Origin of the sequence: Sporosarcina saromensis, from assembly GCF_033253735.1 — a bacterium.
GTDB lineage: Bacteria > Bacillota > Bacilli > Bacillales_A > Planococcaceae > Sporosarcina > Sporosarcina saromensis.
This window is the reverse complement of record NZ_JAUBDI010000001.1, coordinates 190,804-216,362: the sequence shown is the minus strand read 5'-3', so window position 1 is coordinate 216,362 and position 25,559 is coordinate 190,804. Positions and strand designations below refer to the sequence as shown.

Annotated in this window: 24 protein-coding genes; all 24 read left to right on the top strand. The window is 41.8% G+C overall.

Annotated elements, in window-relative coordinates; genetic code table 11:
• The 24 genes from QT711_RS01110 (at position 1) to QT711_RS00995 (ending at position 25,555) form a co-directional block, all read left to right on the top strand.
• Positions 1-1,134: a chemotaxis response regulator protein-glutamate methylesterase gene (locus tag QT711_RS01110; protein ID WP_398295305.1), complete on the top strand. Its 1,134-nt coding sequence runs from the start codon at positions 1-3 to the stop codon at positions 1,132-1,134.
• 15 nt (positions 1,135-1,149) lie between these two features.
• Positions 1,150-3,204: a chemotaxis protein CheA gene (locus QT711_RS01105; RefSeq protein ID WP_317941642.1), complete on the top strand. Its 2,055-nt coding sequence runs from the start codon at positions 1,150-1,152 to the stop codon at positions 3,202-3,204.
• Positions 3,205-3,220: 16 nt separating this feature from the next.
• Complete coding sequence (locus tag QT711_RS01100) at positions 3,221-3,697, top strand: chemotaxis protein CheW (RefSeq protein ID WP_317941641.1); 477 nt, start codon at positions 3,221-3,223, stop codon at positions 3,695-3,697.
• A complete protein-coding gene (locus tag QT711_RS01095) occupies positions 3,687-4,319 on the top strand; it encodes a chemotaxis protein CheC (RefSeq protein ID WP_317941640.1) in 633 nt (210 codons plus the stop codon). The genes QT711_RS01100 and QT711_RS01095 overlap by 11 nt, the downstream gene beginning before the upstream one ends.
• A gap of 1 nt (position 4,320) precedes the next feature.
• Positions 4,321-4,815 carry a chemotaxis protein CheD gene (locus QT711_RS01090; RefSeq protein WP_371389914.1) on the top strand — a complete coding sequence of 165 codons (495 nt, stop codon included), beginning with the start codon at positions 4,321-4,323 and terminating at the stop codon, positions 4,813-4,815.
• Positions 4,816-5,056: 241 nt separating this feature from the next.
• The gene (locus QT711_RS01085; RefSeq protein ID WP_317941639.1) at positions 5,057-5,836 is read left to right on the top strand and encodes a FliA/WhiG family RNA polymerase sigma factor; all 780 of its coding nucleotides are present in this window, start codon (positions 5,057-5,059) and stop codon (positions 5,834-5,836) included.
• The gene (locus tag QT711_RS01080; protein WP_317941638.1) at positions 5,833-6,135 is read left to right on the top strand and encodes an RNA polymerase subunit sigma; all 303 of its coding nucleotides are present in this window, start codon (positions 5,833-5,835) and stop codon (positions 6,133-6,135) included. The genes QT711_RS01085 and QT711_RS01080 overlap by 4 nt, the downstream gene beginning before the upstream one ends.
• A gap of 101 nt (positions 6,136-6,236) precedes the next feature.
• Complete coding sequence (locus QT711_RS01075) at positions 6,237-6,653, top strand: DUF6115 domain-containing protein (RefSeq protein WP_317941637.1); 417 nt, start codon at positions 6,237-6,239, stop codon at positions 6,651-6,653.
• Positions 6,654-6,796: 143 nt separating this feature from the next.
• Positions 6,797-7,528, top strand: coding sequence for a 30S ribosomal protein S2 (rpsB, locus tag QT711_RS01070; protein ID WP_317941636.1), 732 nt, complete (start codon positions 6,797-6,799; stop codon positions 7,526-7,528).
• A 98-nt stretch (positions 7,529-7,626) separates the two neighbouring features.
• Positions 7,627-8,511: a translation elongation factor Ts gene (gene tsf, locus QT711_RS01065; RefSeq protein ID WP_317941635.1), complete on the top strand. Its 885-nt coding sequence runs from the start codon at positions 7,627-7,629 to the stop codon at positions 8,509-8,511.
• Between the two features lie 87 nt (positions 8,512-8,598).
• On the top strand, positions 8,599-9,324 hold the full coding sequence (gene pyrH / locus QT711_RS01060; RefSeq protein WP_317941634.1) for a UMP kinase: 726 nt from the start codon (positions 8,599-8,601) through the stop codon (positions 9,322-9,324).
• Positions 9,325-9,882, top strand: a complete 558-nt coding sequence (frr, locus tag QT711_RS01055) for a ribosome recycling factor (protein ID WP_317941633.1) — start codon at positions 9,325-9,327, stop codon at positions 9,880-9,882.
• Between the two features lie 228 nt (positions 9,883-10,110).
• Positions 10,111-10,905 (top strand): isoprenyl transferase, encoded by a 795-nt coding sequence (locus QT711_RS01050; protein WP_317941632.1) that lies wholly within the window; start codon positions 10,111-10,113, stop codon positions 10,903-10,905.
• Complete coding sequence (locus tag QT711_RS01045; RefSeq protein WP_317941631.1) at positions 10,902-11,696, top strand: phosphatidate cytidylyltransferase; 795 nt, start codon at positions 10,902-10,904, stop codon at positions 11,694-11,696. Before QT711_RS01050 ends, QT711_RS01045 begins: the two co-directional genes overlap by 4 nt.
• Positions 11,697-11,718: 22 nt before the next feature.
• A complete protein-coding gene (locus tag QT711_RS01040) occupies positions 11,719-12,864 on the top strand; it encodes a 1-deoxy-D-xylulose-5-phosphate reductoisomerase (RefSeq protein WP_317941630.1) in 1,146 nt (381 codons plus the stop codon).
• 47 nt (positions 12,865-12,911) lie between these two features.
• A complete protein-coding gene (rseP, locus tag QT711_RS01035) occupies positions 12,912-14,171 on the top strand; it encodes an RIP metalloprotease RseP (RefSeq protein ID WP_317941629.1) in 1,260 nt (419 codons plus the stop codon).
• A gap of 43 nt (positions 14,172-14,214) precedes the next feature.
• Positions 14,215-15,915, top strand: a complete 1,701-nt coding sequence (locus QT711_RS01030; RefSeq protein WP_317941628.1) for a proline--tRNA ligase — start codon at positions 14,215-14,217, stop codon at positions 15,913-15,915.
• Positions 15,916-15,997: 82 nt separating this feature from the next.
• Positions 15,998-20,311: a PolC-type DNA polymerase III gene (locus QT711_RS01025; RefSeq protein WP_317941627.1), complete on the top strand. Its 4,314-nt coding sequence runs from the start codon at positions 15,998-16,000 to the stop codon at positions 20,309-20,311.
• 176 nt (positions 20,312-20,487) lie between these two features.
• On the top strand, positions 20,488-20,964 hold the full coding sequence (gene rimP / locus QT711_RS01020; protein ID WP_317941626.1) for a ribosome maturation factor RimP: 477 nt from the start codon (positions 20,488-20,490) through the stop codon (positions 20,962-20,964).
• 22 nt (positions 20,965-20,986) lie between these two features.
• Entirely contained in the window at positions 20,987-22,204 is a 1,218-nt protein-coding gene (gene nusA, locus QT711_RS01015) for a transcription termination factor NusA (RefSeq protein WP_317941625.1), read from the top strand.
• Between the two features lie 19 nt (positions 22,205-22,223).
• Positions 22,224-22,502 carry an RNase P modulator RnpM gene (gene rnpM, locus QT711_RS01010; RefSeq protein WP_317941624.1) on the top strand — a complete coding sequence of 93 codons (279 nt, stop codon included), beginning with the start codon at positions 22,224-22,226 and terminating at the stop codon, positions 22,500-22,502.
• Complete coding sequence (locus QT711_RS01005) at positions 22,499-22,876, top strand: YlxQ family RNA-binding protein (RefSeq protein ID WP_317941623.1); 378 nt, start codon at positions 22,499-22,501, stop codon at positions 22,874-22,876. Before rnpM ends, QT711_RS01005 begins: the two co-directional genes overlap by 4 nt.
• Positions 22,824-25,280, top strand: coding sequence for a translation initiation factor IF-2 (gene infB / locus QT711_RS01000; protein ID WP_317941622.1), 2,457 nt, complete (start codon positions 22,824-22,826; stop codon positions 25,278-25,280). Before QT711_RS01005 ends, infB begins: the two co-directional genes overlap by 53 nt.
• Complete coding sequence (locus QT711_RS00995; protein ID WP_317941621.1) at positions 25,277-25,555, top strand: DUF503 domain-containing protein; 279 nt, start codon at positions 25,277-25,279, stop codon at positions 25,553-25,555. The genes infB and QT711_RS00995 overlap by 4 nt, the downstream gene beginning before the upstream one ends.
• Positions 25,556-25,559 lie beyond the last annotated feature (4 nt).

The window sequence follows — 25,559 nt, the reverse complement described above, 5'->3', positions numbered from 1 at the left end:
TTGTCGCCAGACATACAACGTAAAAAAGTGCTAGTCGTCGATGATTCTGCATTTATGCGAAAGCTTATTTCGGATATGCTTTCCAACCATCCATCTCTTACTGTCGTTGCGACTGCTCGAAATGGTCAAGATGCCCTTGCAAAAGTTGAACAGCTCTGTCCAGACGTTATTACGATGGATATAGAAATGCCAGTAATGGATGGATTAGAAGCATTGCAACAAATCATGAAAACAACCCCTACACCGATTGTCATGTTATCAAGTACGACCGAAATCGGAGCCAAAAACACGATGCTTGCGATGGAGTATGGTGCCGTCGATTTTGTTGCAAAACCAGGTGGTCCAATTTCGTTGAATCTTTCTGATGTAGAAGCGGAAATCGTCAAAAAGGTTGTACAAGCTTCAACCATTAAAGTTGCCACGTTAACAAAGAAACGAGAGGTCCAAAAAAATTCTTCACCTCAATTCAATATGAATGTGCGTCAGCAACGAAAGCAATCGATGAAACAAGACTTTCAACCCTTTTACGATAGCGGAAAAAAAATGTCCAAACAACTCACTTCATTTGTTATAATAGGTACATCGACAGGGGGACCACGAGCGCTACAAGCTGTGCTAACAGAACTACCTAAATCGATCCCTGCGCCTATTCTCGTCGTCCAACATATGCCTCCAGGCTTTACTAAATCTCTTGCACAAAGACTAGATGGCCTAAGTGAGATTCATGTAAAGGAAGCAGAAGACGGGGAACCATTTGTTAATGGTACTGCCTATATCGCACCTGGGGGAAAACATTTGACAATCGATGCTAGTTCGAATGGGTATAATGTGCGGCTAGATGAAATAGAACCCCCTCGCAAAGGTCATCGTCCAGCTGTAGACGTATTGTTGGAGTCAGCTTCAAATTTCCCAGCTATACAATTTCTTTCGGTCATCATGACAGGAATGGGGCACGATGGTAAAGAAGGCTTACAAACATTAAAAGCCTCATGCAACACAATTGCCATCGCGGAATCAGAACGCACTTCAATTGTATATGGTATGCCGAAAGCGATCCGAGATGCTGGTCTCGCTGACCAAGTCGTTGATTTGGAAGAAATTCCAACCGTAATCATGAATAGTTTACATTCCTAAGGAGGCGTCATAAGTATGGATACAAATCAATACCTTGAAATGTTTTTAGACGAAAGTAAAGAGCACCTCCAATCTTGTAACGAGTTTTTACTGAAACTCGAAAAGAATCCGGAAGACTTGGCAATTGTGAATGAAGTTTTTCGTTCCGCTCATACGTTAAAAGGCATGTCTGCGACGATGGGATATGAAGATATTGCCGACTTGACACATAAGATGGAGAACGTGCTTGATGCAATTCGAAATGCTAAGATCCGGGTTACGACTGAACTTTTAGATGTAGTATTCAAAGCAGTGGATGAACTGGAAGAAATGGTGATGGATATTGAAGCAGGTGGATCAGGGAAAAAAGACGTCCAACAACTGGTTTCATTATTAAATCAAATTGAAGCAGGACACGGAATCGTTCCATTACAATCAGTGGAATCCGCTGCAACTGTAGAACATGCTTCCCTTGCTCCTACTCATTCTGAAGTAATGCTGACGTATGATGATTATGAGATGACAGTTATTAGCCAATCGAAAGAGCAAGGATTTAATGCGTTTGAAGTGTCGGTAAGCTTGAGAGAAGATTGTCTGTTAAAAGCGGCTCGTGTCTTTATGGTCTTTGAAATCCTAGAGAAGTCAGGCGAAATCATTAAGACAAAACCAAGTGTCGAATTACTTGAAAATGAAGAATTTGATTCACAATTTACGGTCGTTCTTTTAACGAATGAAGAAGCGAAGACGATTGAAGCGAAAGTGCTAAAAGTATCTGAAGTGGACAGAGTTCAAGTATCATCGCTAACAGATGAGTCGCTCTTAGCAAATAAACGCGCTGAAGAAGTTGTTGAAACGAAAGTAGCTTCTCCATCCGAAAAAGCAGTAAATGATAAAAACGACAAAGCCGCTGATAAGAACAAACGGACGGGTAATGGACAACATGCCAATAAGACGATTCGTGTCAATATTGATCGATTAGACGTTTTGATGAATCTGTTTGAAGAACTTGTTATCGATCGTGGACGTTTACAATCGATTGCGACAGAATTACATAATCCAGATTTGAACGAAACGGTTGAACGGATGACGCGGGTATCCGGCGACTTACAGAACATTATTCTAAATATGCGAATGATCCCTGTTGAAACAGTGTTTAATCGTTTCCCTAAGATGGTTCGCCAACTTGCAAGAGATTTGGACAAGATAATTAACCTTGAAATCATTGGTGCAGAAACTGAATTGGATCGAACGGTTATTGATGAAATCGGAGATCCACTTGTTCATCTAATCCGAAATGCCTTGGATCACGGAATTGAAACTCCAGCTGAACGGGTTGCAAAAGGAAAGCCAGAAACAGGTACGGTTACGTTAAGAGCGTATCATTCAGGAAACCATGTATTCATTGAACTTGAAGATGATGGAGCAGGGGTTAATAAAGAGCGCGTGCTCAAAAAAGCGTTGGATAGGGGCATCATTACTGAAGACATGGTTCCGACGATGACTGATAAGCAAGTCGCAGAACTTATTTTGGCTTCAGGCTTCTCGACCGCTGAGAAGATTACGGATGTATCCGGCCGAGGAGTCGGATTGGATGTCGTAAAGAGTACGATTGAATCTCTTGGTGGTTACATTTCAATTGATTCAAAAGAAGGCAAAGGTTCTTTATTCCAAGTACAATTGCCACTTACGTTGTCCATTATTTCGGTTATGCTTGTGAATCTTGAAAAAGATATTTATGCAATCCCACTTTCATCGATTATTGAAACAGCGATTATTAAGAAATCCGACATATTGCAAGCTCATAATCAGCAAGTGATTGATTTTAGAGGGAACATTGTCCCAATTGTCAATTTGAAAACTATTTTTGAAATGGAAAATGCACAGACGATCGACGAATTTCAATCAGTCGTCATTGTTAGAAAAGGTGACAAACTGGCGGGACTTCTAGTTGATTCTTTCATTGGTCAACAAGAAATTGTCTTGAAATCATTAGGGAACTATTTACAGAGCGTATTTGCCATTTCGGGAGCTACTATACTTGGTAATGGACAAGTTGCGTTAATTGTCGACTGCAATTCATTGATTAAGTAATTGAGGAGGAATACAGATGGCTAGTGTAAATAGTTTAAATTCCGAAGAAGCAACGAAAGTGATTGCCTTTCAACTGATGGACAAAGAATATGCAATCGATATTAACTGTGTTGAATCGATTGAAAAAGTATTGTCAATTACAAAAGTACCAAGAACTCCTTCATATGTGTACGGTGTTATAAATTTGCGAGGAGTCGTGACGCCGATTGTGGATCTTCGTGAGCGTTTCGGTTTAGCACTAAAACCTTTTGATGAGACGAGCAGTATTATCATCGTTTCGTTGGACGATTATGAAGTGGGAATTATCGTGGACAACGCAAATGATGTGATTGACATTCCGATTACAGCAATCGAGCCTCAACCAGAAGTTGTAGGTGCGATTGAATCAGAATTCATTGCAGGCGTCGCGAAACTAGAAAAACGATTGTTAGTCATGTTGAATCTTGAAAAAGTGTTAGAGCCGTTGAAACGAGTGACGACAGATGAGTTCTGATCAGCATATTTCGGATATGCATTTAGATGTACTAAAAGAAATTGGCAACATTGGTGCAGCGCATGCAGCAACTGCTCTATCTCAATTGTTAGGTAGAAAAATTGACATGCTCGTCCCGGATGTCAAACTTGTGTCTTTTGACGAGATGTTTGAATTGGCGGGTGGTGCAGAAAAGATTGTTGCGGGCATTTTTCTCCGTATACAAGGGGATCTATCAGGTAGCATGTTTTTCGTCTTGCCAGTGGACTCCGCTAATCATTTCATTCGCAAATTAATTCATGATGATACGTTTGATTTTCATGCGAATCCGATAGCGGCTATGGGGATTTCAGCTATGCAGGAATTGGGAAATATTTTGTCAGGTTCCTATTTATCTGCTCTATCAGATTTTACGGGTTTACATATACACCCGACGGTACCGTCCTTAAGTGTTGATATGGTCGGCGCAATTGTCAGTTTTGGGCTCATAGAAGTATCGCATTACAGTGATGATGTTATCGTTATCGATACACGCATAAATGATGACGCAGATGAAAAAACTTCAACAGTAGATGGTCATTTCTTCCTATTGCCTGATCCTGAATCGTATGTAACCATTTTCCGCTCGTTAGGTGTGCTATAACATGAACATGTTAAAAAACGTTATAAGAGTAGGCATTGCCGACATGAATATAGCCAAAACACCACATACGATTAGAACATCCGGTTTAGGCTCTTGCGTCGGTGTTGTCCTTTACGACGAAACAAAAAAAATTGCTGGTTTATTACACGTCATGCTACCGGACTCTACTCTCGGAAAAGCAGAAAATCTGAATGTGGCGAAATTTGCAGATACAGGAATTTATGCGCTAATGGAGCGTTTAAAAGCTGAAGGAGTTAGGCCGTTATCTTTAAAGGCTAAAATTGCTGGTGGAGCGCAAATGTTTCAATTTGGGACAAGTGATACAATTCGGATAGGTCCAAGAAATATTGAAGCTGTAAAAAGTGAGCTCAATCGTCTGTCCATCCCGATTGTAGCAGAAGATACCGGGGGATCGAGTGGGAGAACGATTGAATTTGATCCATCTACAAGTACATTAAGTATTCGAACCGTCAATGCAGGGACCAAGGACATTTAATCATCCTCGTACACATATTGAAAAAGTTATAGAATTTATCATGAAGTTGATAACGAATGAGCGAAGTGTAATGCGAATAATTGCCGTCTGCACGCTCTGAAAAAGTCTATAAGACTTTGATACTGTTAGAAAAGCGGCTGATCGATTCAGTCGCTTTTTTAAATAACCATTTGCTATAATCATAAATAGATGAACGACAGTAAGTTTGTTAAACTGAAACGGTATGGAGGTGAAAGCATCAATGTCCAAACAGGATTTGACAGAAGAAGCATGTTGGAAACTTTGGATGGAAAATCGGGATACAGATGCGGGTGACTGGCTCGTCCGTACATATATGCCGCTCGTCAACTATCACGTACAACGAATTAGTTCAGGACTTCCTCGCAATGTAGCGAGAGATGATATTATGAGTTTAGGTTTACAAGGTCTATTCGATGCTTTAACAAAATTTGAACCGAGCAGGGACTTGAAATTTGATACATACGCCTCTTTTAGGATAAGAGGATCGATAATCGATGGACTTCGTAAAGAGGACTGGTTACCACGATCTTCAAGGGAGAGAACGAAAAAACTTGAAGAAGAAATCCATAAATTAGAACAAAGCTTGTTACGGCATGCTACACCTGAAGAAATTGCCCGTCACCTCGGTATTTCTGTAGAAGACGTTTATCAGACTGTCCATGAACAATACTTTTCCAATATCTTGTCAATGGATGAGCGGATGAGTGATGACGACGAAGAAGGTCAAAAATCTTTCATCTTAAAAAATGAATCGGAGCGTTCACCTGAACATCATGTCATGATGGGCGAATTAATTGAAGAATTATCCGGGAAGATCCAGGAATTGAATGACAACGAGCAACTCGTTTTAAATCTTTTCTATACAGATGAAATGACGTTAACCGAAATCGGGGAAATTCTCGGTTTGTCAACGTCTAGAATTTCTCAAATTCACTCAAAAGCTTTATTTAAATTACGGAAACTACTTCTACCGGAAATTGTAGATGGAGGGATACTGTGAGTTTAAAAGGTATCGAACTTCAAATTGCCATTCCTAAAACCGTAGAAGCAGGGAAGCTTCAGGAGCAAAAACAAAATCAAACCTATGTAAGTCAAACCCATGCACAAGCGGCGAACGAAAAGGAATTGGCCAAACAGCGTGAGACGGTCGTTGAAGCAACTAACTACGCCAAAGTAAACAAAGATGCGAACAAAGAGCAGCATCCTAATGGTCAAAATGAACAAGAGCAAGGACATAAAGAAGAGGAAAAGAAAACGAAGCATCCTTATAAAGGATCATTCGTAGACTTTATAGGTTAATGGACATGCAAACGATATTCCTAATACTATTATTTATCATGCAGATGGTTGGCTTTTATGTAATATTACTGTTGTATACAAAAGTTTCCAGGTTCAATGATTTGGAAAAGAAACAGCAAAAGCTTATGGCGGAGATGGATGACTCAATCGCAGCTTATTTAGCTGAATTGAAGGAAGAGAACGAACGCTTGATAGCAATTATTGAAAAACGACAGCACGCAAGCGGTCCAGAGCCATCAAATTCGATGACGTCAAGTAAAAAAGAAGTGAATAAAAATGAAAACGCAGATTTACATTTTCCTCAACCGAAAATTCCATTGAAACTTGCAGTTCAATCTTATCAATCATATTCTAAAAACATACAAGAGGAACAGGCGGCCACTCAAAAAAAGCCTGGCGAAATGGACGAGCGGACGAAAGCAATTGCACTGCATGATGAGGGGAAAAGTATTGAAGAAATCGCTAAGACGCTCGGTAAAGGTAAAACTGAAGTGGAGCTACTACTGAAATTCAGATAAAGATTGTTGCAATAGGATTATCCATGTGGTATATTATCAAATGGTGTTACTACACACGCATGTGGATGTCGGAAAGGGTGCCGAAAGGTCATTTCGATGAATGAAGGATGCGGAGGAATTTAACCAAACAGGAGGAATAGTAAATGTCAGTAATCTCAATGAAACAACTGCTTGAAGCAGGTGTACATTTCGGTCACCAAACACGTCGTTGGAACCCGAAAATGAAAAAGTATATTTTTGTAGAGCGTAACGGAATCTACATCATCGATCTTCAAAAGACGGTGAAAAAATTAGAAGAAGCTTACGACTTCATGCGCCAAGTGGGTGCTGATGGTGGTAAAGTGCTATTCGTAGGTACTAAAAAGCAAGCACAAGATGCTATTAAAGAAGAAGCTGAACGTGCTGGCATGTATTACATCAACCAACGTTGGCTTGGTGGTACACTTACAAACTTCGGAACGATCCAAAAGCGTGTTGCACGCATGAAGAAGATCGAAACGATGGAAGAGGACGGTACATTTGCTGTACTACCTAAAAAAGAAGTATCTGAACTTAGAAAAGAACACGAACGTCTTGTGAAATTCCTTGGCGGTATCCGTGATATGAAATCACTACCAGATGTTATTTTCGTGGTAGACCCACGTAAAGAGCGCATCGCGGTTGCTGAAGCGATTAAATTGAACATTCCACTTGTTGGTATTGTTGATACAAACTGTGATCCGGATGAAATCGATTATGTCATTCCTGCGAATGACGATGCAATCCGTGCAGTACGTCTTTTGACGAGCAAAATGGCTGACGCTTTGATCGAATCAAGACAAGGTGCTGACGAAGAAGTTGCTGAAGAGCAAGCAGAAACAGTAACTGCAGAGTAAGTAGCGAGTATAAATGAAAAGACGATAAGTGGCCAACCCCCTTATCGTCTTTTTTAAAGAGTATGAAAGTTGATTACACAATATGGGAGGAACTACGAATGGCTATTACAGCACAAATGGTTAAAGAATTGCGTGAAAAAACAGGTGCGGGTATGATGGACTGCAAAAAAGCACTTACTGAAGTGAATGGTGATATGGAAGCGGCAATCGACTTCCTTCGTGAAAAAGGCTTGTCAAGTGCGGCGAAAAAAGCTGATCGTATTGCTGCAGAAGGGACAACTGATATCCTAGTAAGCGGAAACGAAGCAATCATTCTTGAAGTGAATGCTGAAACAGATTTCGTAGCGAAAAACGAAGCATTCCAAATCCTTGTTAAAGAACTTGGTGAGCATTTACTTGCAACAAAACCGGCTTCCGTAGAAGAAGCGATGGAGACAAAAATGTCCAACGGTCTTTCAGTTGCTGACCACATCTCAAATGCAGTTGCTAAAATCGGTGAAAAAATCACACTTCGTCGTTTCGAAGTGAAAACAAAGACTGATAATGACGCATTTGGACCATACTTACACATGGGTGGACGTATTGCGGTGCTAACAATTCTAGAAGGTTCTACAGATGCTGAGGCTGCGAAAGATGTTGCGATGCACATCGCTGCTTTGAATCCAAAATACATCTCTCGTGACGAAGTTTCTCAAGAAGAAGTCGAGCATGAGCGCAAAATTCTTACAGAGCAAGCTTTGAATGAAGGCAAGCCTGAAAATATCGTTGCGAAAATGGTTGAAGGTCGCCTTGGTAAATACTTCGAAGAAATCTGCTTATTAGACCAAGCTTTCGTTAAGAATTCTGATCAAAAAGTGCGTGACTTCGTAAAATCAACAGGCGGAACGTTAAAAGGCTTCGTTCGTTATGCAGTTGGTGAAGGAATCGAAAAACGTGAAGATAACTTTGCTGATGAAGTAATGAGTCAAGTAAAGGGCAACTGATTGCAGTTGTAGATAGTATGAAAAAATTAGGGGACACACCACTGTGTTCCCTATTTTTCGAGAAAACTTAGTAGACGGAGGGTACATATGAGCGTCCCAAAATATAAAAGAATTGTCTTGAAACTTAGCGGTGAAGCACTAGCGGGTGACAAAGGCTTTGGATTATCACCTGCAATCATCAAGTCGGTCGCAGCACAAGTAAAAGATGTGGTGGATCTTGATGTTGAAGTGGCAGTCGTAGTTGGTGGAGGAAATATTTGGCGAGGGAAAATCGGAAGTGAAATGGGCATGGACCGCACAACTGCTGATTATATGGGTATGCTCGCTACCGTAATGAATTCACTGGCACTTCAAGATGCTCTTGAAAAATTAGGCGTTGAAACACGTGTATCGTCATCAATCGACATGCGACAAGTCGCAGAACCATATATTCGCCGCAAAGCAATCCGTCATTTAGAGAAAAAACGCGTCGTCATTTTTGCAGCAGGAACGGGTAATCCGTATTTCTCAACAGATACGACAGCTGCTTTACGAGCGGCAGAAATTGAAGCAGACGTCATCCTGATGGCTAAGAACAATGTAGATGGTGTCTATTCTGCGGACCCATTAAAAGATACGAATGCCGTGAAGTATACAGACCTTACGTATTTGGAAGTCATTAGTCAAGGGCTTGAAGTGATGGACTCTACTGCATCGACCCTATGTATGGACAACGATATCCCGCTCGTAGTATTCTCGGTTATGGAGAACGGTAACATTAAAAAAGCTGTACTGGGTGAACCAATCGGTACGGTTGTGAGGAGGAATGGGTAAATGTCAAAAGTAGTATTAGATCAAACAAAAGAAAAAATGGAAAAAGCGATATCTGCATTGACGAGACAACTTGCTTCCATCCGTGCAGGTCGTGCGAATGCATCTTTGCTAGATCGAATTTCAGTTTTGTATTATGGAGCACCAACACCATTAAACCAAATGGCTGGTATCTCAGTGCCTGAAGCGCGGTTGATGGTCATTCAACCATACGATAAAACGACATTAGGTGATATTGAAAAGGCAATCCTGAAGTCGGATATCGGTATTACTCCATCTAATGACGGCTCAGTCATCCGTTTGGCAGTCCCTGCACTAACAGAAGAAAGACGTAAAGAGCTTGTAAAAGAAGTGAAAAAAGAAGCCGAAGATTCCAAAATTGCAGTTCGTAACATCCGTCGGGATGCAAATGACGAGTTGAAAAAATTAGAGAAGAACGGCGAAATCACTGAGGACGAATTACGTCGTAGCGGTGAGGATATTCAGAAACTTACGGATTCGTACATTGTTAAAATTGATGAGGTCGCTAAAGATAAAGAAAAAGAAATCTTAGAAATCTGATTGTGAACTTTCCATACACAAAGACGTCCTACTAGAAGGGCGTCTTTTTTGAATGAATTGACGATTATGAAGAGTTTTATTGATGAACAGCTTCTACGCGGCATACGTTGAAGGGACGCCTTAAATAATTTCCATGCGATAGATGGATTTTTTAAATGAAATTTGTTTGCTTATTTGATACGATAGACTAGATACTTGCTCAAATAGCAGGCGAGTGGAGGAAATTAAATGTTAGAAAAACTGTTGAGAAAAAAAACATTGGAAATGGATAGCTCGATTTCTGATCGGCTTACTAAAGTCAAAAATGGAGATATCCCTTCACACGTCGCCATCATCATGGATGGAAATGGCCGCTGGGCGAAGCAGCGGAGCTTACCTCGTTTTGCAGGTCATCATGAAGGGATGAAGACTGTCCGTAAAATCACGAGAATTGCAAACGATATCGGTATTAGCGTCTTGACACTTTATGCATTTTCAACTGAAAATTGGAAGCGCCCTAAAATGGAAATTGACTTTTTGATGAAATTACCTGGAGAATTCTTAACTACATATTTACCCGAGTTAATTGAACAAAATGTCAAAGTCGAAATGATTGGCAATACAGATGGATTGCCTGTTCACACAAAGGAAGCCATTAGTAGAGCTATGCATGAAACAGCGCAAAACGATGGACTTATCTTAAACTTCGCCATGAATTATGGGAGTCGACTTGAAATTGTCGAGACGGTAAAAGAAATTGCTCGGCTTGCAATTGCAAATGAGATAGCAATTGAGGATATTGACGATGCCCTCATTGATGCACACTTAATGACGGCACATTTACCAGAACCCGATCTACTGATCCGTACAAGCGGAGAAGTACGACTATCGAATTTTATGCTTTGGCAACTCGCTTACTCCGAATTTTCGTTTACAGAAGTTCTATGGCCTGATTTTGATGAAGCTTGTATGCTTAATGCAATTGAAGAATACCAAATGCGTAATCGTCGTTTTGGCAATGTGGAAGGGGACAAAGGCAGTTGAAACAGAGAATACTTACAGCATTGATTGCGCTAGCGATATTTTTTCCACTCGTACTAATTGGTGGATTGCCATTTACAATTGCAATTTATCTAATCGCTTCAATCGGACTTTTTGAATTACTACGAATGAATCAGATGTCTATTTTTTCAATTCATGGCTTACTCACATGGCTTTTGCTTGCAACGTTGCTCATGCCTTCTGAATGGACAGCCAACGTACAAGAAGCCATCCACACGAGCAAATTGGAAATCCTCTCAGCAATTATACTTATTATGCTCATTTATACAGTGACTTCTAAAAATCGCTTTACATTTGAAAATGCCGCCTTTTCAGCTTTTAGTGCACTTTATGTCGGTATTGGATTTTATTATTTAATTGAAACGAGATTTTTTGGATTTGAATATGTGTTTTATGCGCTCTTAATTATATGGATGACAGATTCTGGTGCTTATTTTATCGGAAGGAAGCTGGGTAAACGAAAGTTGTGGCCAGATATTTCACCAAACAAGACAGTGGAAGGTTTTGTCGGAGGAATTATTTTTGCTGTATTGTTTGCATGTATTATCCAGTACTTCTACCCAATTGCATCGACATTCGGAATTTTAATCATTGTGACAATCGTCGCTTCTATTGTTGGACAATTAGGGGACTTGGTCGAATCAGCATTGAAAAGGCATTTTAATGTGAAAGACTCTGGAAATTTGTTACCTGGTCACGGAGGTATTCTTGATCGTTTTGATAGTCTCCTTTTCGTGCTACCGCTTATTCACTTTTTACAATTCGTCGGTTAATGGAAAGGAAGTTGTTCAATCAATGAAAAAAAAGATCAGTCTTTTAGGTGCTACTGGATCGATTGGTACACAAACACTTGATATTGTGCAGTCGAACCCTGAACATTTTCAACTTGTATCTTTTTCAGCAGGCAAGAATATTGAAAAAGTAAGAGAAATCACTTTAAAGTTCCAGCCATCTCTTGTATCCGTTATGCGTAAGGAAGATGCCGAAACGCTAGCTACTGATTTTCCTTCGACTCGTTTTGTATATGGGAAAGAAGGACTCATCCTCGTCGCTGCACATTCAGGGGCAGATATGCTCGTCAACGCTGTCATCGGGAGTGTCGGACTTGAACCGACATTGCATGCGATAAGAGAAGGGATAACGATTGCGATTTCCAATAAGGAAACATTAGTTGCTGCAGGGGATATTGTCATTGCTGAAGCTCAAAAGCGAAACGTAGCACTTCTCCCCGTCGATAGCGAGCATTCCGCACTGTTTCAAGCACTCAATGGTGAAAATCCAAAGAGAGTCACCCGTCTTATTTTAACGGCTTCAGGCGGAAGTTTCCGGGACTTGTCACGTGATCAGTTAAAACAGGTTACAGTTGAACAAGCGTTAGCTCATCCGAACTGGTCGATGGGGAATAAGCTGACAATTGACTCTGCAACAATGATGAATAAAGGATTAGAAGTTATTGAAGCCCATCATTTATTCAATTTACCGTACGACCAGATTGATTGTTTGCTTCATAAAGAGAGTATTATCCATTCTATGGTCGAATTTGAAGATACGAGCGTCATCGCTCAACTTGGTTCACCAGATATGCGCGTGCCAATCCAATATGCCATGACTTACCCAGACCGTATGCCGATGCAGAATGCGAAGCCATTGCGGCTGGAGGAAATTGGAGCGCTACACTTTGAGAGAATGGATTTTGAGCGATTCAAAGCATTAGCACTCGCTTACGAAGCAGGTCGTACTGGCGGTTCCATGCCGACCGTAATGAATGCAGCTAACGAAATTGCAGTTCAGTTGTTCATGATGAATAAAATCCCATTTCTACAGATTGAAGAAATTGTGGAGCAGATGATGAACGAGCATGTAACCATTTCACATCCTAGTTTGGATGAGATTTTAGAAATTGACTCCAATACGCGTAAATTGGTCCATGCATTGGTATGATGACTGAATTGAAAAAAGGCCGGTTTGGCCAGTTAAGGTGGTTTTAAATGGAAACCGTTATTGCGTTTATTATCATATTTGGTTCACTTGTTTTTTTTCATGAATTAGGGCATTTCTTATTTGCGAAAAAAGCAGGGATCATGGTGCGGGAATTTGCAATCGGTTTTGGTCCGAAGATTCTTGCAATCCGGAAGAAAGAAACGTTGTACACAATCCGAATCCTACCGTTTGGTGGCTATGTGCGAATGGCGGGAGAGGACTTTGACTCTGTCGAACTATTACCTGGCTATCGAGTTGGAGTTGTGCTCAATGATTCGGACGAAGTAGAAAAAATCTATTTGAATCGTGAAATTGCAAATCCGAATGTACTTTTTTTAGAGACCGAGTCTGCCGATCTTAGTAAAGAATTATATATCGAAGGATATGATGAAGATGGCCAACTCGTCCGATACAATGTTTCGAGAGAAGCGATCATCTATGAAAAAGGGCAAGAAACACTGATTGCACCCTATGATCGTCAATTTGATTCAAAGCCATTAGGTAGTCGAGCAATGGCAATTTTTGCAGGGCCACTCTTTAACTTCATTCTTTCGTTCTTTATTTTCTTAGCCATCGGGTTATTAAATGGTATACCTAAAGACGAACCGATCATCGCGGAAGTCGTAAAGGATACGCCTGCATATGCTGCTGGGATGGAAGCTGGTGACCGTATTAAAGAAGTGGACGGGACCGTAGTGGACAAATGGTCTCAATTTACTGGAATCATTCAAGAAAAACCTGGTGAAAAGATTCAGGTGAAAGTGGAAAGAGCAGGAGAACTGTTAACGATGACGATGACGCCATCGACTATCGTGGATTCCGGCCAAGAATTCGGACAAATTGGTGTTAAGTATGCACCTGAGTACGAGAAGAGTCCGCTAAAAGCATTGCAATATGGTGCTACTGAAACAGTGAACTGGATTACACGGATCTTTGAATTGTTAGGGATGCTCGTTACAGGTAAATTTTCAATTGATGCGCTGAGCGGACCAGTCGGTATTTATAAGGCGACAGAAGAAATGGCTCGGTTCGGCATCTTTACATTAATGAATTGGGCGGCTATACTGAGTATCAATTTAGGAATCATGAACTTATTGCCATTGCCAGCACTAGACGGAGGAAGGTTACTCTTTTTCCTATACGAAGCTGTAAGAGGCAAACCTGTAGACAAACAAAAAGAAGGCATGGTTCACTTTGTTGGGATCATGTTACTCATGGTTCTCATGGTTGTTGTCACCTGGAATGACATTCAACGCTTCTTCTTCTAAGGGAGCATGACAATCTAACTACTGGAATTCGAGGTGAAAGCAAATGAAACAATCACGTACATTCATCCCAACGATGCGTGAAGTCCCTACAGATGCTGACACAGTATCCCATCAGTTATTAGTAAGAGCAGGATTCGTCCGACAACATATGAGCGGCGTTTATACATATATGCCGCTTGCTAAAAAAGTGTTGTCGAAAATCGAAAAAATTATCCGTGAAGAAATGGATGCACTGAATGCAGCCGAACTATTTATGCCGACGTTGCAACAAGCTGAACTATGGCAGGAAACAGGGCGATGGGATGCTTATGGATCTGAATTATTCCGGATTAGTGATCGTCACGACCGAGAAATGGCATTAGGACCTACACATGAAGAAGTCATTACTTCGCTTGTACGCGATGAAGTGAAATCTTACAAAAAATTGCCGTTAACGTTCTATCAAATCCAAACGAAGTTCCGTGATGAAAAGCGCCCTCGGTTTGGTTTACTTCGTGCACGTGAGTTTATTATGAAAGACGCCTATTCATTCCATGCGACAGCAGATAGTTTGGATGAAACGTATACAGCTATGATGCAAGCTTATTCAAACATCTTTACAAAGATTGGTTTAAACTTTCGCGCAGTACTTGCTGATGGCGGTTCGATAGGTGGAACGGATACACATGAATTCATGGCATTATCCGATATTGGTGAAGATACAATTGCTTATAGCGATGCATCTGCATACGCGGCAAACATTGAGACGGCTGAAGTGAGTGTAAATAAAGAAAAGCCGAATCAGACGCAAAAAGCGATTGAAAAGGTTGAAACGCCTACTCAAAAGACAGTCAGCGATGTTGCGAAGTATTTACAAGTTGGAGTCGATAAAGTTCTTAAAACACTCATTTATAAGGCGGATGGTAAATTCCTTGCGGTCGTTGCACGTGGTGATCACGATGTCAATGAACTGAAGTTAAAGAAAGTATTACATGCAGGGGATCTTTCATTTGCTACGGAACAGGAAATAGAGTCTTTAATTGGGTGCAAAGTAGGGTTTATTGGTCCTGTCAAACTACCGATAGATATGAAAGTGTACGCTGACTATTCGGTAGCGAATTTAGTGAATGTTGTCTGTGGTGCAAATGAAGAAGGTTATCATTTAATCAACGTCAACCCTGAAAGGGATTTCGCGATCGATCAATTTATTGACTTGCGCTTTATCCAAGAAGGAGATCCTTCTCCTGACGGCTCAGGAACAATCCGATTTGCAAAAGGAATTGAATTAGGGCATGTCTTCAAGTTAGGCACTGCTTATAGTGAACCGATGCGCGCAACGTATGTAGATGAGAATGGAAAAAACAATCCATATATTATGGGTTGCTATGGAATCGGTGTCTCTAGGATTCTTGCAGCCATTGCGGATCAATACAATGACGCAAGTGGGTTGAAATGGCCAAAACACCTTGCTCCTTATGATGTCCATCTTGTGACGATTAATATGGAGGACGAAGTGCAGAGGCAATTATCCGAGGAACTGTATCATTTATTGAAATCTTATCGGTATGAAATTTTGCATGATGATCGCCATGAACGGGCAGGTGTGAAGTTTGCTGATGCCGACTTGATTGGTTTGCCTATCCGTATAACAATCGGAAAAAGGGCACAAGAAGGAATTGTAGAGGTCAAATTTAGAGAGACTGGTGAAACAGTCGAGTGGCAGAGAGAAGAAGTGACGGAAAAACTTCAGTCGTTTTTCTCTTAACAACTCGTTAAAAAAGGGGGAAGGCCGTGCGTTCAATCGGTTCTTCCCTTCTTTTGACGTTTGAAGTGGAGGGGTTAGCAGCATGGATGCGAGAATGAAACTACTGACATTGCTTCAGCAAATTGGTATGACAGATGACCAAGTAATTGCGTGTTTTGAAGGTGGAACATTGGAACGTGTCGATATTCATCGGAAGTCAAGAGTGTGGCAATTCAACGTGCAATTGGAGCGGACATTGCCAGTACACGTATTTCAATTGTTTCAACAGCGTTTGCTCGATGCATTCAATTCAATTGCAACAGTACGTTTACAGGTGAATTGTCGTACAACCGAAAAGAACGCTGAGCAAGTGGTTGGTTATTGGCCAATCGTTATTGAAGAATTAAGAGATATGTCTCCACCCATTAGAGAAAGGTTGTTAGGACAGACGCCTGTTCTAGTAGGTGAGAAGATGACGTTAGTTTGTACAAGCGAGTTTGAACAACAAACGTTGAAAACGAAATACGGACCACTACTAGCTGATGTTTATGCTTCATTCGGTTTTTCTTCCATGGCAATCGAATTCACCGTCGTGGAGGATGAAGCTCAACTAGAAGCGGAGAGGCTTGCCTTCATTGCACAAAAAGAAGCTGAAGAAGAAGCGTATGCAAAAACCGCGTTAGCAAATCTTCAAAAAGTAGAAGCGTTGAAGAAGGAAAACGGTGATCAGGGCAATCGACCGTTCATATTAGGGACACCGATTAAGCCTGACGAACCGTTAATGAGCATTCAATCGATTCAAGACGAAGAACGTAGAGTGACGATTGAAGGCTTCGTTTTTGATACGGAAGTACGAGAACTGCGTAGTGGTCGATCTTTATTAACGATGAAAGTGACTGACTATACGGACTCGATATTAGTGAAAATGTTTTCGCGGGACAATGAAGATGCGGAATTGATGAAAACGTTAAAGAAAGGTTCCTGGGTACGTGCGCGTGGTAGTATTCAAAACGATACATTTGTCCGTGATCTAATTATGATGGCACAAGATATTATGGAAGTTGCTCCTGTCATTCGCAAAGATTTAGCACCTGACGACCGTAAGCGAGTGGAATTACATGCACACACGACAATGAGTCAGATGGATGCTGTTACGACTGCATCTGCACTTGTTGAGCAAGCTGCTAAATGGGGTCATCCTGCTGTAGCAATAACGGATCATGCGAATGTCCAATCATTTCCCGAAGCATTTTCTGCTGGAAAAAAACACGGCATCAAAGTATTGTTCGGACTTGAAGCAAACTTAGTCGACGACGGCGTTCCGATTGTTTATGATGAGCAACACCGTAAGCTGGAAGATGATACATATGTTGTCTTTGACGTCGAAACAACGGGACTCTCTGCTGTTTACGATACAATTATTGAGTTAGCGGCAGTGAAAGTCGTAAATGGAGAAATAAAAGAACGTTTTGAACGATTTGCGAACCCGCATCATCCATTGTCTTCAACGACGACGGAATTGACAGGCATTACAGATGACATGGTGAAGGATGCTCCAGAAGTATCTGAAGTCATTAGAGATTTCAAAGAATTTATAGGCGACTCTATTCTTGTTGCACACAATGCATCATTTGATATGGGATTCTTTTATGAAGCGAGCAAACGAGCCGAATTGCATGACAAATCCTATCCGGTTATCGACACACTCGAGCTCGCGAGGTTTTTATATCCTGAACTAAGGAATCACCGCTTAAATACATTAGCAAAAAAGTTTGATATTGAACTGACGCAACATCACCGTGCAATTTACGATACAGAAGCGACAGCGTATTTGTTCATCCGATTGATGAAAGATGCTGCAGAGAAGGGCATTGCATTCTTAGATGATTTTAATAAGAACATCGGTGAAGGAGATGCTTATAAACGCTCGCGTCCATCGCATTGTACACTGTTAGCGGTAGATGATGAAGGACTGAAAAATCTGTTCCAACTCGTTTCAATTTCCCATATGAACTATTTTTATCGCGTACCTCGTATTCCAAGGTCGTTACTAACGAAATACCGAAAAGGACTATTGGTTGGTTCAGGTTGTGATAAAGGTGAAGTTTTTGAAGGTCTCATGCAAAAGTCTATGGAGGAAGTTGAAGAGATTGCAAGGTTTTACGACTATTTGGAACTGCATCCTAAGCCGGTCTACTCGCATTTATTGGAATTAGAATTGATACGGGACGAATGGAATCTTGAAGATATTATGCGTAAAATGATCAAACTTGGAAAGAAGACGGGATTGCCTGTTTGTGCCACTGGGAATGTCCACTACATTCATGAAACAGATGCGATGTATCGCCAAGTACTTGTCCGTTCGCAAGGTGGGGCAAATCCAATGAATAGACACGCGCTCCCTGAAGTGCATTTCCGAACGACTGACGAAATGTTGGAACACTTTTCGTTTCTAGGCAAAGAGACAGCAGAACAAATTGTCATTGATAATCCAAATGCAATTGCCGAAAGGATTGGCAATGTTAAAGTCATTAAAGACGATTTGTATACGCCGACAATCGAAGGTGCCGATGAGGAAGTTCGGAATTTGACCTATACGATGGCTCATAGCATTTATGGAGAGAACTTACCTGACATCTTGGAAGCGCGTATCGAGAAAGAGTTAAAATCCATTATTGATAACGGATTTGCCGTCATTTATTTAATTTCCCATAAGCTGGTTAAAAAATCATTGGATGATGGCTATTTGGTCGGGTCCCGTGGTTCTGTTGGTTCCTCACTTGTTGCGACGATGATGGAGATTACGGAAGTAAACCCGATGCCGCCACATTACGTCTGCCCTTCATGTAAACTGTCCGAGTTCTTTAACGACGGTTCCGTTGGTTCTGGGTTCGATTTGCCCGATAAGGCTTGTCCTTCTTGTGGAACGATGTTTAAAAAAGATGGACACGACATTCCGTTCGAAACATTCCTAGGTTTTAATGGGGATAAAGTTCCGGATATCGATTTGAATTTCAGCGGTGAATACCAAGCGCATGCACACAATTATACGAAAGTCCTTTTTGGGGAAGATTATGTGTACCGTGCTGGAACAATTGGAACGGTTGCTGAAAAGACAGCATACGGTTATGTCCGAGGGTATATGAACGACAATAATATTAATTTGCGTGGAGCGGAAATCGACAGGCTCGTACAAGGCTGTACGGGTGTTAAACGGAATACCGGACAACATCCAGGCGGCATCATTGTTGTACCTGATACCATGGATATATTTGACTTTACGCCAATCCAATATCCTGCAGATGATACAGGTTCAAGTTGGCGGACGACGCATTTTGACTTCCATTCCATTGATAATAACTTGCTGAAATTGGATATTCTTGGCCACGATGATCCGACAATGATTAAAATGTTGGAAGATTTATCGGGTATAGATCCGAAAACGATACCACCCGACGATGAAGGGGTCATGGCATTGTTCAGCGGGACGACTTCATTGGGGGTAACTGAGGAGCAAATTGATTGCAAGACAGGAACGTTAGGGGTGCCGGAATTCGGTACACGCTTCGTACGGCAGATGTTGGAAGAAACGAAGCCGTCTACCTTCTCCGAACTCATTCAAATTTCCGGACTTTCTCATGGGACTGACGTGTGGTTAGGGAATGCGCAAGAATTGATTCAAAATAAAATTTGTCAATTATCCGACGTGATTGGATGTCGTGATGATATTATGGTGTACTTGATTTATCAAGGTCTAGAACCATCCATGGCATTTAAGATTATGGAATCTGTTCGGAAAGGGAAAGGGCTGACTCCAGAATTCGAAGCGGAAATGAAAGCAAATAATGTACCTGCATGGTATATCGATTCTTGTAAGAAAATAAAATACATGTTCCCTAAAGCCCATGCTGCTGCATACGTTATGATGGCACTGCGAATTGCATATTTTAAAGTACATCATCCGATTATGTACTATGCAGCGTACTTTACAGTGCGGGCGACCGATTATGATTTGCTTACGATGACAAAAGGGACTGCTTCAATGCGTGCCAAAATCAAAGAAATAAACGATAAAGGTTTGGAAGCTTCCCCGAAGGAAAAGAACTTGTTAACTGTACTTGAAATTGCTTTAGAAATGGGAGAACGCGGATTCACGTTTGCGAAACCTGACCTGTATAAATCGGATGCATCGGTCTTCTTAATAGATGGAAACAAACTCATTCCGCCATTCGACTCGATTCCTTCGCTCGGAACGAACGTTGCCAAAACGATTGTTGAAGCGCGTAAAGATGGGATCTTCCTCTCTAAAGAAGACTTGCAACAACGCGGTCGAGTATCGAAGACAGTCATTGAATTCATGGATACATTAGGGTGTTTGGAAGGTATGCCAGACTCGAACCAGCTCTCGTTGTTTTGATAAAAATGCTGTCAACTTCGGAAAGCATTGGCACATTGTTTGCATAGATGCCCAGTAGATGGTATAATTGTAGCAACTTTTGCTATAAGTCTTACGCGAAAAGAGTGGGGTTTCCCGCTCTTTTCTGTTGTTCTTTGCGGATTGGATAAGTTAAATGAATTTTCGGGAGGGTTATGATGAGTAAAATTACAGAACAAGTTGAAAAACTCGTCAGTCCGATTGTGAAAGACCTCGAGTTGGAATTGGTTGACATCGAATTTCTAAAAGAAGGTAAAGACTGGTTTTTGCGCATATATGTTGATACGCCAGAAGGCAATATCGATATTGAGCAATGTGCACAAGTTAGTGAAAGGCTGAGTGAGGAATTGGATCGAGTTGATCCGATTTCGCAAAATTACTTCCTCGAAGTCTCTTCACCAGGTGCAGAGCGGCCATTGAAAAAAGAAGAAGACTTCTTAAAAGCAATCGGTCAATATGTATTCATTAAAACATATGAACCGATCAATGGCATGAAAGAATTTGAAGGCTATTTGCTTTCATACGGTCCTGAAATTGCAGAAGTTGAGATTCGAATTAAGACACGCAAATTGCAAGTAGAAATTGAAAAGGCGAAAATTGCTTTTGCACGGTTGGCGATTGACTTTTCGGCATAATTGAATAGAGGAGTGATTAATTATGAGTAGTGATCTACTCGATGCATTGACAGCCCTTGAAAAACAAAAAGGAATTTCTAGGGATGTTATTGTTGAAGCGATTGAAGCGGCACTCGTGACCGCCTACAAACGAAATTTCAATCAGGCGCAAAATGTCCGCGTTGATTTAAACCTTGAAAAAGGTACGATGAAAGTCTATTCGCGAAAAGACGTTGTCGATGAAGTTGATGATGAGCGGTTACAAATGGCGTTGGAAGATGCACTGCTTGTCAATCCCGCTTACGAAATAGGAGATGTCGTGGAAGAGGAAGTCACACCACGAGATTTTGGCCGTATCGCAGCTCAAACAGCTAAACAAGTCGTTACACAACGGGTGCGTGAAGCGGAGCGTGGGTTAATTTATGACGAATACGTTGACCGCGAAGATGATATTGTCAATGGAATCGTAGAACGTCTCGATGCACGTAATTTGTATGTCGGTCTTGGAAAAGTTGAAGCTGTTTTGCCTGCTGGAGAACAAATCCCGACTGAATCATATAAACCACACGATCGCATTAAAGTGTACATTACTAAAGTCGAAAGAACTTCCCGTGGACCTCAAGTTTTTGTGTCCCGTACGCATCCTGGACTTTTGCGCAGGTTGTTTGAAATGGAAGTGCCTGAGATTTACGATGGTATTGTTGAAATCAAGTCCATTGCCCGTGAAGCCGGCGATCGCTCAAAGATTTCTGTGCATACAAACAATGAAGAAGTCGATCCAGTCGGTTCTTGTGTTGGAGCACGTGGAGCGCGTGTCCAGTCCATCTCAAATGAGTTGAACGGGGAGAAAGTCGACATTGTCGAATGGTCAGAAGATCCAATCGTCTTTGTAGCAAATGCTTTAAGCCCTTCAAAAGTGCTTGACGTACAAGTGAACGAAGAAGAACGGTCGACAACAGTCGTTGTACCTGATTACCAACTTTCCTTGGCAATTGGGAAACGAGGACAGAACGCAAGACTTGCAGCGAAGTTGACAGGATGGAAAATTGATATAAAAAGCGAAACGGATGCTCGTGAATTAGGAATTTATCCTTCTGCGAATACTCCATACAATACTGTAGATGAGCATGAAAATGATGTATATACAGGTGCGAATAATGGAGACGATACGTTTAAAGATGATCCGTATTTTGATGTGGAATCGGATGATGAAACTGACTTAGAAACGATTGATCTTTATTCGGAAACTGATGACAAATGAAATGAAAGGATGAGTGCCCATGACTAGTAAGAAAAAAGTCCCTTTGCGGAAATGCGCTGCTACAGGTGACATGTACCCTAAAAAAGAAATGATCCGGATTGTGCGCACGAAAGAAGGCGAAGTTTCAGTCGACTTGACTGGGAAGAAGTCAGGACGAGGTACATATGTATCAAAAACTGAAGCAGCTGTCGAAACTGCAAAACGCAATCGGGCCATTGAAAGTCAATTGGGAACTTCTGTGCCCGAGGAAGTGTACGAGGACCTTCTTCATGCAATCCGTCGAGAGGCATTGAAATGAATCATCCACAGAAAATTTTTCAGTTGCTAGGAATGGCAGCCAGAGCTCGGAAATTGATTACCGGTGAAGAATTGGTCGTAAAAGACATTCGTGCTGGAAATGCTCGACTTGTCATCATTTCTAAAGATGCTTCAAAAAATACACACAAAAAAGTTCATGATAAATGCAGTTTTTACAACGTTGAGAAGCATGTGTTTGGGAGCCGGGAAGCTCTTGGCCATGCAATCGGAAAAGAGTCGCGGGTCGTACTCGCGTTAACGGATGCCGGTTTTGCCGGTAAAATATCCGGGCTCCTCAACGAATATAACCGGGGGTGGGCTAATGACGAAGATACGTGTACACGAATACGCGAAACAAGTGAATCGGACGAGTAAGGAAGTCATAGATGAGCTTGGAAAGATGAATGTAAAGGTGTCGAATCATATGTCAATGCTAGATAAGGATGCGAAAGATAAATTGGATAAGCATTTCAGCAAAGGTGGTTCAACTCCTCCGAATACAGCAAAGCAAGGGCAAAAGCCATCTTCAAATGGCGCACGTCCATCACAAGAGAGAAATAAGCAAGACGATCGACCAAGACAAGGCCAACAGCGCCAAGGGCAAGGCGGCGCGCAAGGTAACCGTTCTGCACAAGGTCAACAACGTCAAGGGCAAGGATCGCAAGGCAACCGTTCTGCACAAGGCCAACCACGTCAAGGGCAAGGATCGCAAGGCAACCGTTCTGCACAAGGCCAACCACGTCAAGGGCAAGGCGGCGCGCAAGGCAACCGTTCTACACAAGGTCAACAACGTCAAGGGCAAGGCGGCGCGCAAGGCAACCGTTCTACGCAAGGCCAACAGCGCCAAGGGCAAGGCGGCACGCAAGGCAACCGTTCTGCACAAGGCCAACCACGTCAAGGACAAGGAGCACAAGGTGGTAATCGTCCTGCTGGGCGCGGAGGCAGACCTCCTGCTCGCGGCATTAACCAAGGGCGCAGAAGACATCGTCCAGCACCAATGCCGAAAGTGGAAAAACCATTGCCGGAAAAAATTACATTTTATGAGTCCTTATCTGTCGGAGAGCTTGCAAACAAATTAGGACGCGAACCGTCTGAAATCATCAAAAAGCTCTTTATGCTTGGTGTTATGGCAACAATTAACCAAGAACTGGATAAGGATGCAATTGAACTAATTTGCGCAGATTATGAAGTGGAAGTGGAAGAGGAAATCCGCATTGATGTCACCGATCTTGAAATTTACTTTGAAGATTCAGAAGAAGTTGAAGCGGAACTAACTGAACGTCCTCCAGTCGTAACAATTATGGGGCATGTTGACCATGGTAAAACGACACTACTTGACTCTATTCGTGATACAAAAGTGACACAAGGTGAAGCTGGCGGAATCACTCAACATATTGGTGCCTATCAAATCGAAGTGGAAGGAAAGAAAATTACTTTCCTTGATACGCCTGGGCATGCTGCCTTTACGACAATGCGTGCACGAGGTGCCAAAGTTACTGACATTACAATTTTAGTAGTAGCTGCCGATGATGGCGTCATGCCGCAAACAATCGAAGCGATTAACCATGCAAAAGCGGCTGAAGTACCAATTATTGTTGCGGTGAACAAAATGGATAAACCTTCCGCAAATCCTGACCGTGTCATGCAAGAGCTGACAGAGCATGGACTTCTTTCTGAAGCATGGGGCGGAGATACGATTTTTGTACCAATTTCTGCATTGAAAGGTGAAGGAATTGACCATCTTCTTGAAATGGTGTTACTCGTTTCAGAAGTTGCAGAATTGAAAGCAAGCAAAAACATCCGTGCGAAAGGAACTGTGATCGAAGCACAGCTCGATCGCGGACGTGGATCTGTCGCAACGTTACTCGTGCAAGATGGAACATTACGTGTAGGTGACCCGATTGTTGTTGGTACGACATTTGGTAAAGTGCGTGCGATGATCAATGACTTAGGCCGTCGTGTGAAAGAAGCGGGTCCATCGACACCTGTTGAAATAACAGGATTGAATGAAGTACCTCAAGCTGGCGATCGCTTTGTTGTGTTTGAAGATGAAAAGACCGCTCGTCAAATCGGTGAGTCAAGAGCAGGCGATGCATTGCAAGAACAACGTGTAGAGAAAACACGTGTTACGCTTGATAACTTGTTCGATCAAATGAAACAAGGTGAAATGAAAGAACTGAATTTGATAGTTAAAGCTGACGTTCAAGGTACAGTTGAGGCTATGGCGGCTTCCCTTATGAAAATTGAAGTGGAAGGTGTTAACGTCAAAATCATTCATACCGGTGCAGGTGCTATCAATGAATCTGATATTTCCCTTGCGGCTGCATCTAATGCAATTGTAATTGGTTTCAACGTTCGACCTGATGTCAATGCGAAACGTGCTGCTGAAGAAGAAGGTGTCGACATTCGTTTACACCGCGTCATTTATAAAGTAATCGAGGAAATCGAATTTGCGATGAAAGGGTTACTGGATCCTGAATTTGAGGAGAAAGTAATCGGGCAAGCTGAAGTTCGTGAGACATTCAAGGTTTCTAAAATCGGTACAATTGCTGGAAGTTACGTCACTGAAGGTAAATTGACGAGAGATGCCGGCGTCAGAGTACTTCGTGATAACATCGTCATTTTTGAAGGTGAGCTTGATACGTTGAAACGCTTTAAAGATGATGTAAAAGAAGTATCTAAAGGCTACGAATGTGGTATTACTGTGAAGAACTTCAATGACATCAAGGAAGGCGACATCTTTGAAGCCTTTGTCATGGAGGAAGTCAAACGGTCATGATTGTGTATGCCGAATGCATATTCTTCATTCCAGATGTCCATTCGCTGAAAGAAAAACGGTCGGTCCTAAAAAAGATGACCGATCGCGTAAAAAATGATTTTAATGTTTCCGTTGCGGAAATCGATTACCAGGATTTGTGGCAGCGTACAACAATCGCTCTCGTATCCGTCGCTTCTTCAAAAGAGGCAGCGGAAGGAGAGACGAGAAGGGCTATCCGCTTCCTGGAATCGAATCCTGAGTGGGAAATGACTGATTTAGTGCTAGATTATTATTGATAAG

What these genes read in the sequence shown, in the direction of transcription:
- QT711_RS01105 (WP_317941642.1), top strand. Translation starts at nt 1,150, where the DNA reads ATGGATACAAATCAATACCTTGAAATGTTTTTAGACGAAAGTAAAGAG.
- QT711_RS01100 (WP_317941641.1), top strand. Translation starts at nt 3,221, where the DNA reads ATGGCTAGTGTAAATAGTTTAAATTCCGAAGAAGCAACGAAAGTGATT.
- QT711_RS01095 (WP_317941640.1), top strand. Translation starts at nt 3,687, where the DNA reads ATGAGTTCTGATCAGCATATTTCGGATATGCATTTAGATGTACTAAAA.
- QT711_RS01090 (WP_371389914.1), top strand. Translation starts at nt 4,321, where the DNA reads ATGAACATGTTAAAAAACGTTATAAGAGTAGGCATTGCCGACATGAAT.
- QT711_RS01085 (WP_317941639.1), top strand. Translation starts at nt 5,057, where the DNA reads ATGTCCAAACAGGATTTGACAGAAGAAGCATGTTGGAAACTTTGGATG.
- rpsB (WP_317941636.1), top strand. Translation starts at nt 6,797, where the DNA reads ATGTCAGTAATCTCAATGAAACAACTGCTTGAAGCAGGTGTACATTTC.
- tsf (WP_317941635.1), top strand. Translation starts at nt 7,627, where the DNA reads ATGGCTATTACAGCACAAATGGTTAAAGAATTGCGTGAAAAAACAGGT.
- pyrH (WP_317941634.1), top strand. Translation starts at nt 8,599, where the DNA reads ATGAGCGTCCCAAAATATAAAAGAATTGTCTTGAAACTTAGCGGTGAA.
- frr (WP_317941633.1), top strand. Translation starts at nt 9,325, where the DNA reads ATGTCAAAAGTAGTATTAGATCAAACAAAAGAAAAAATGGAAAAAGCG.
- QT711_RS01050 (WP_317941632.1), top strand. Translation starts at nt 10,111, where the DNA reads ATGTTAGAAAAACTGTTGAGAAAAAAAACATTGGAAATGGATAGCTCG.
- QT711_RS01040 (WP_317941630.1), top strand. Translation starts at nt 11,719, where the DNA reads ATGAAAAAAAAGATCAGTCTTTTAGGTGCTACTGGATCGATTGGTACA.
- rseP (WP_317941629.1), top strand. Translation starts at nt 12,912, where the DNA reads ATGGAAACCGTTATTGCGTTTATTATCATATTTGGTTCACTTGTTTTT.
- QT711_RS01030 (WP_317941628.1), top strand. Translation starts at nt 14,215, where the DNA reads ATGAAACAATCACGTACATTCATCCCAACGATGCGTGAAGTCCCTACA.
- QT711_RS01025 (WP_317941627.1), top strand. Translation starts at nt 15,998, where the DNA reads ATGGATGCGAGAATGAAACTACTGACATTGCTTCAGCAAATTGGTATG.
- rimP (WP_317941626.1), top strand. Translation starts at nt 20,488, where the DNA reads ATGAGTAAAATTACAGAACAAGTTGAAAAACTCGTCAGTCCGATTGTG.
- nusA (WP_317941625.1), top strand. Translation starts at nt 20,987, where the DNA reads ATGAGTAGTGATCTACTCGATGCATTGACAGCCCTTGAAAAACAAAAA.
- rnpM (WP_317941624.1), top strand. Translation starts at nt 22,224, where the DNA reads ATGACTAGTAAGAAAAAAGTCCCTTTGCGGAAATGCGCTGCTACAGGT.
- QT711_RS01005 (WP_317941623.1), top strand. Translation starts at nt 22,499, where the DNA reads ATGAATCATCCACAGAAAATTTTTCAGTTGCTAGGAATGGCAGCCAGA.
- infB (WP_317941622.1), top strand. Translation starts at nt 22,824, where the DNA reads ATGACGAAGATACGTGTACACGAATACGCGAAACAAGTGAATCGGACG.
- QT711_RS00995 (WP_317941621.1), top strand. Translation starts at nt 25,277, where the DNA reads ATGATTGTGTATGCCGAATGCATATTCTTCATTCCAGATGTCCATTCG.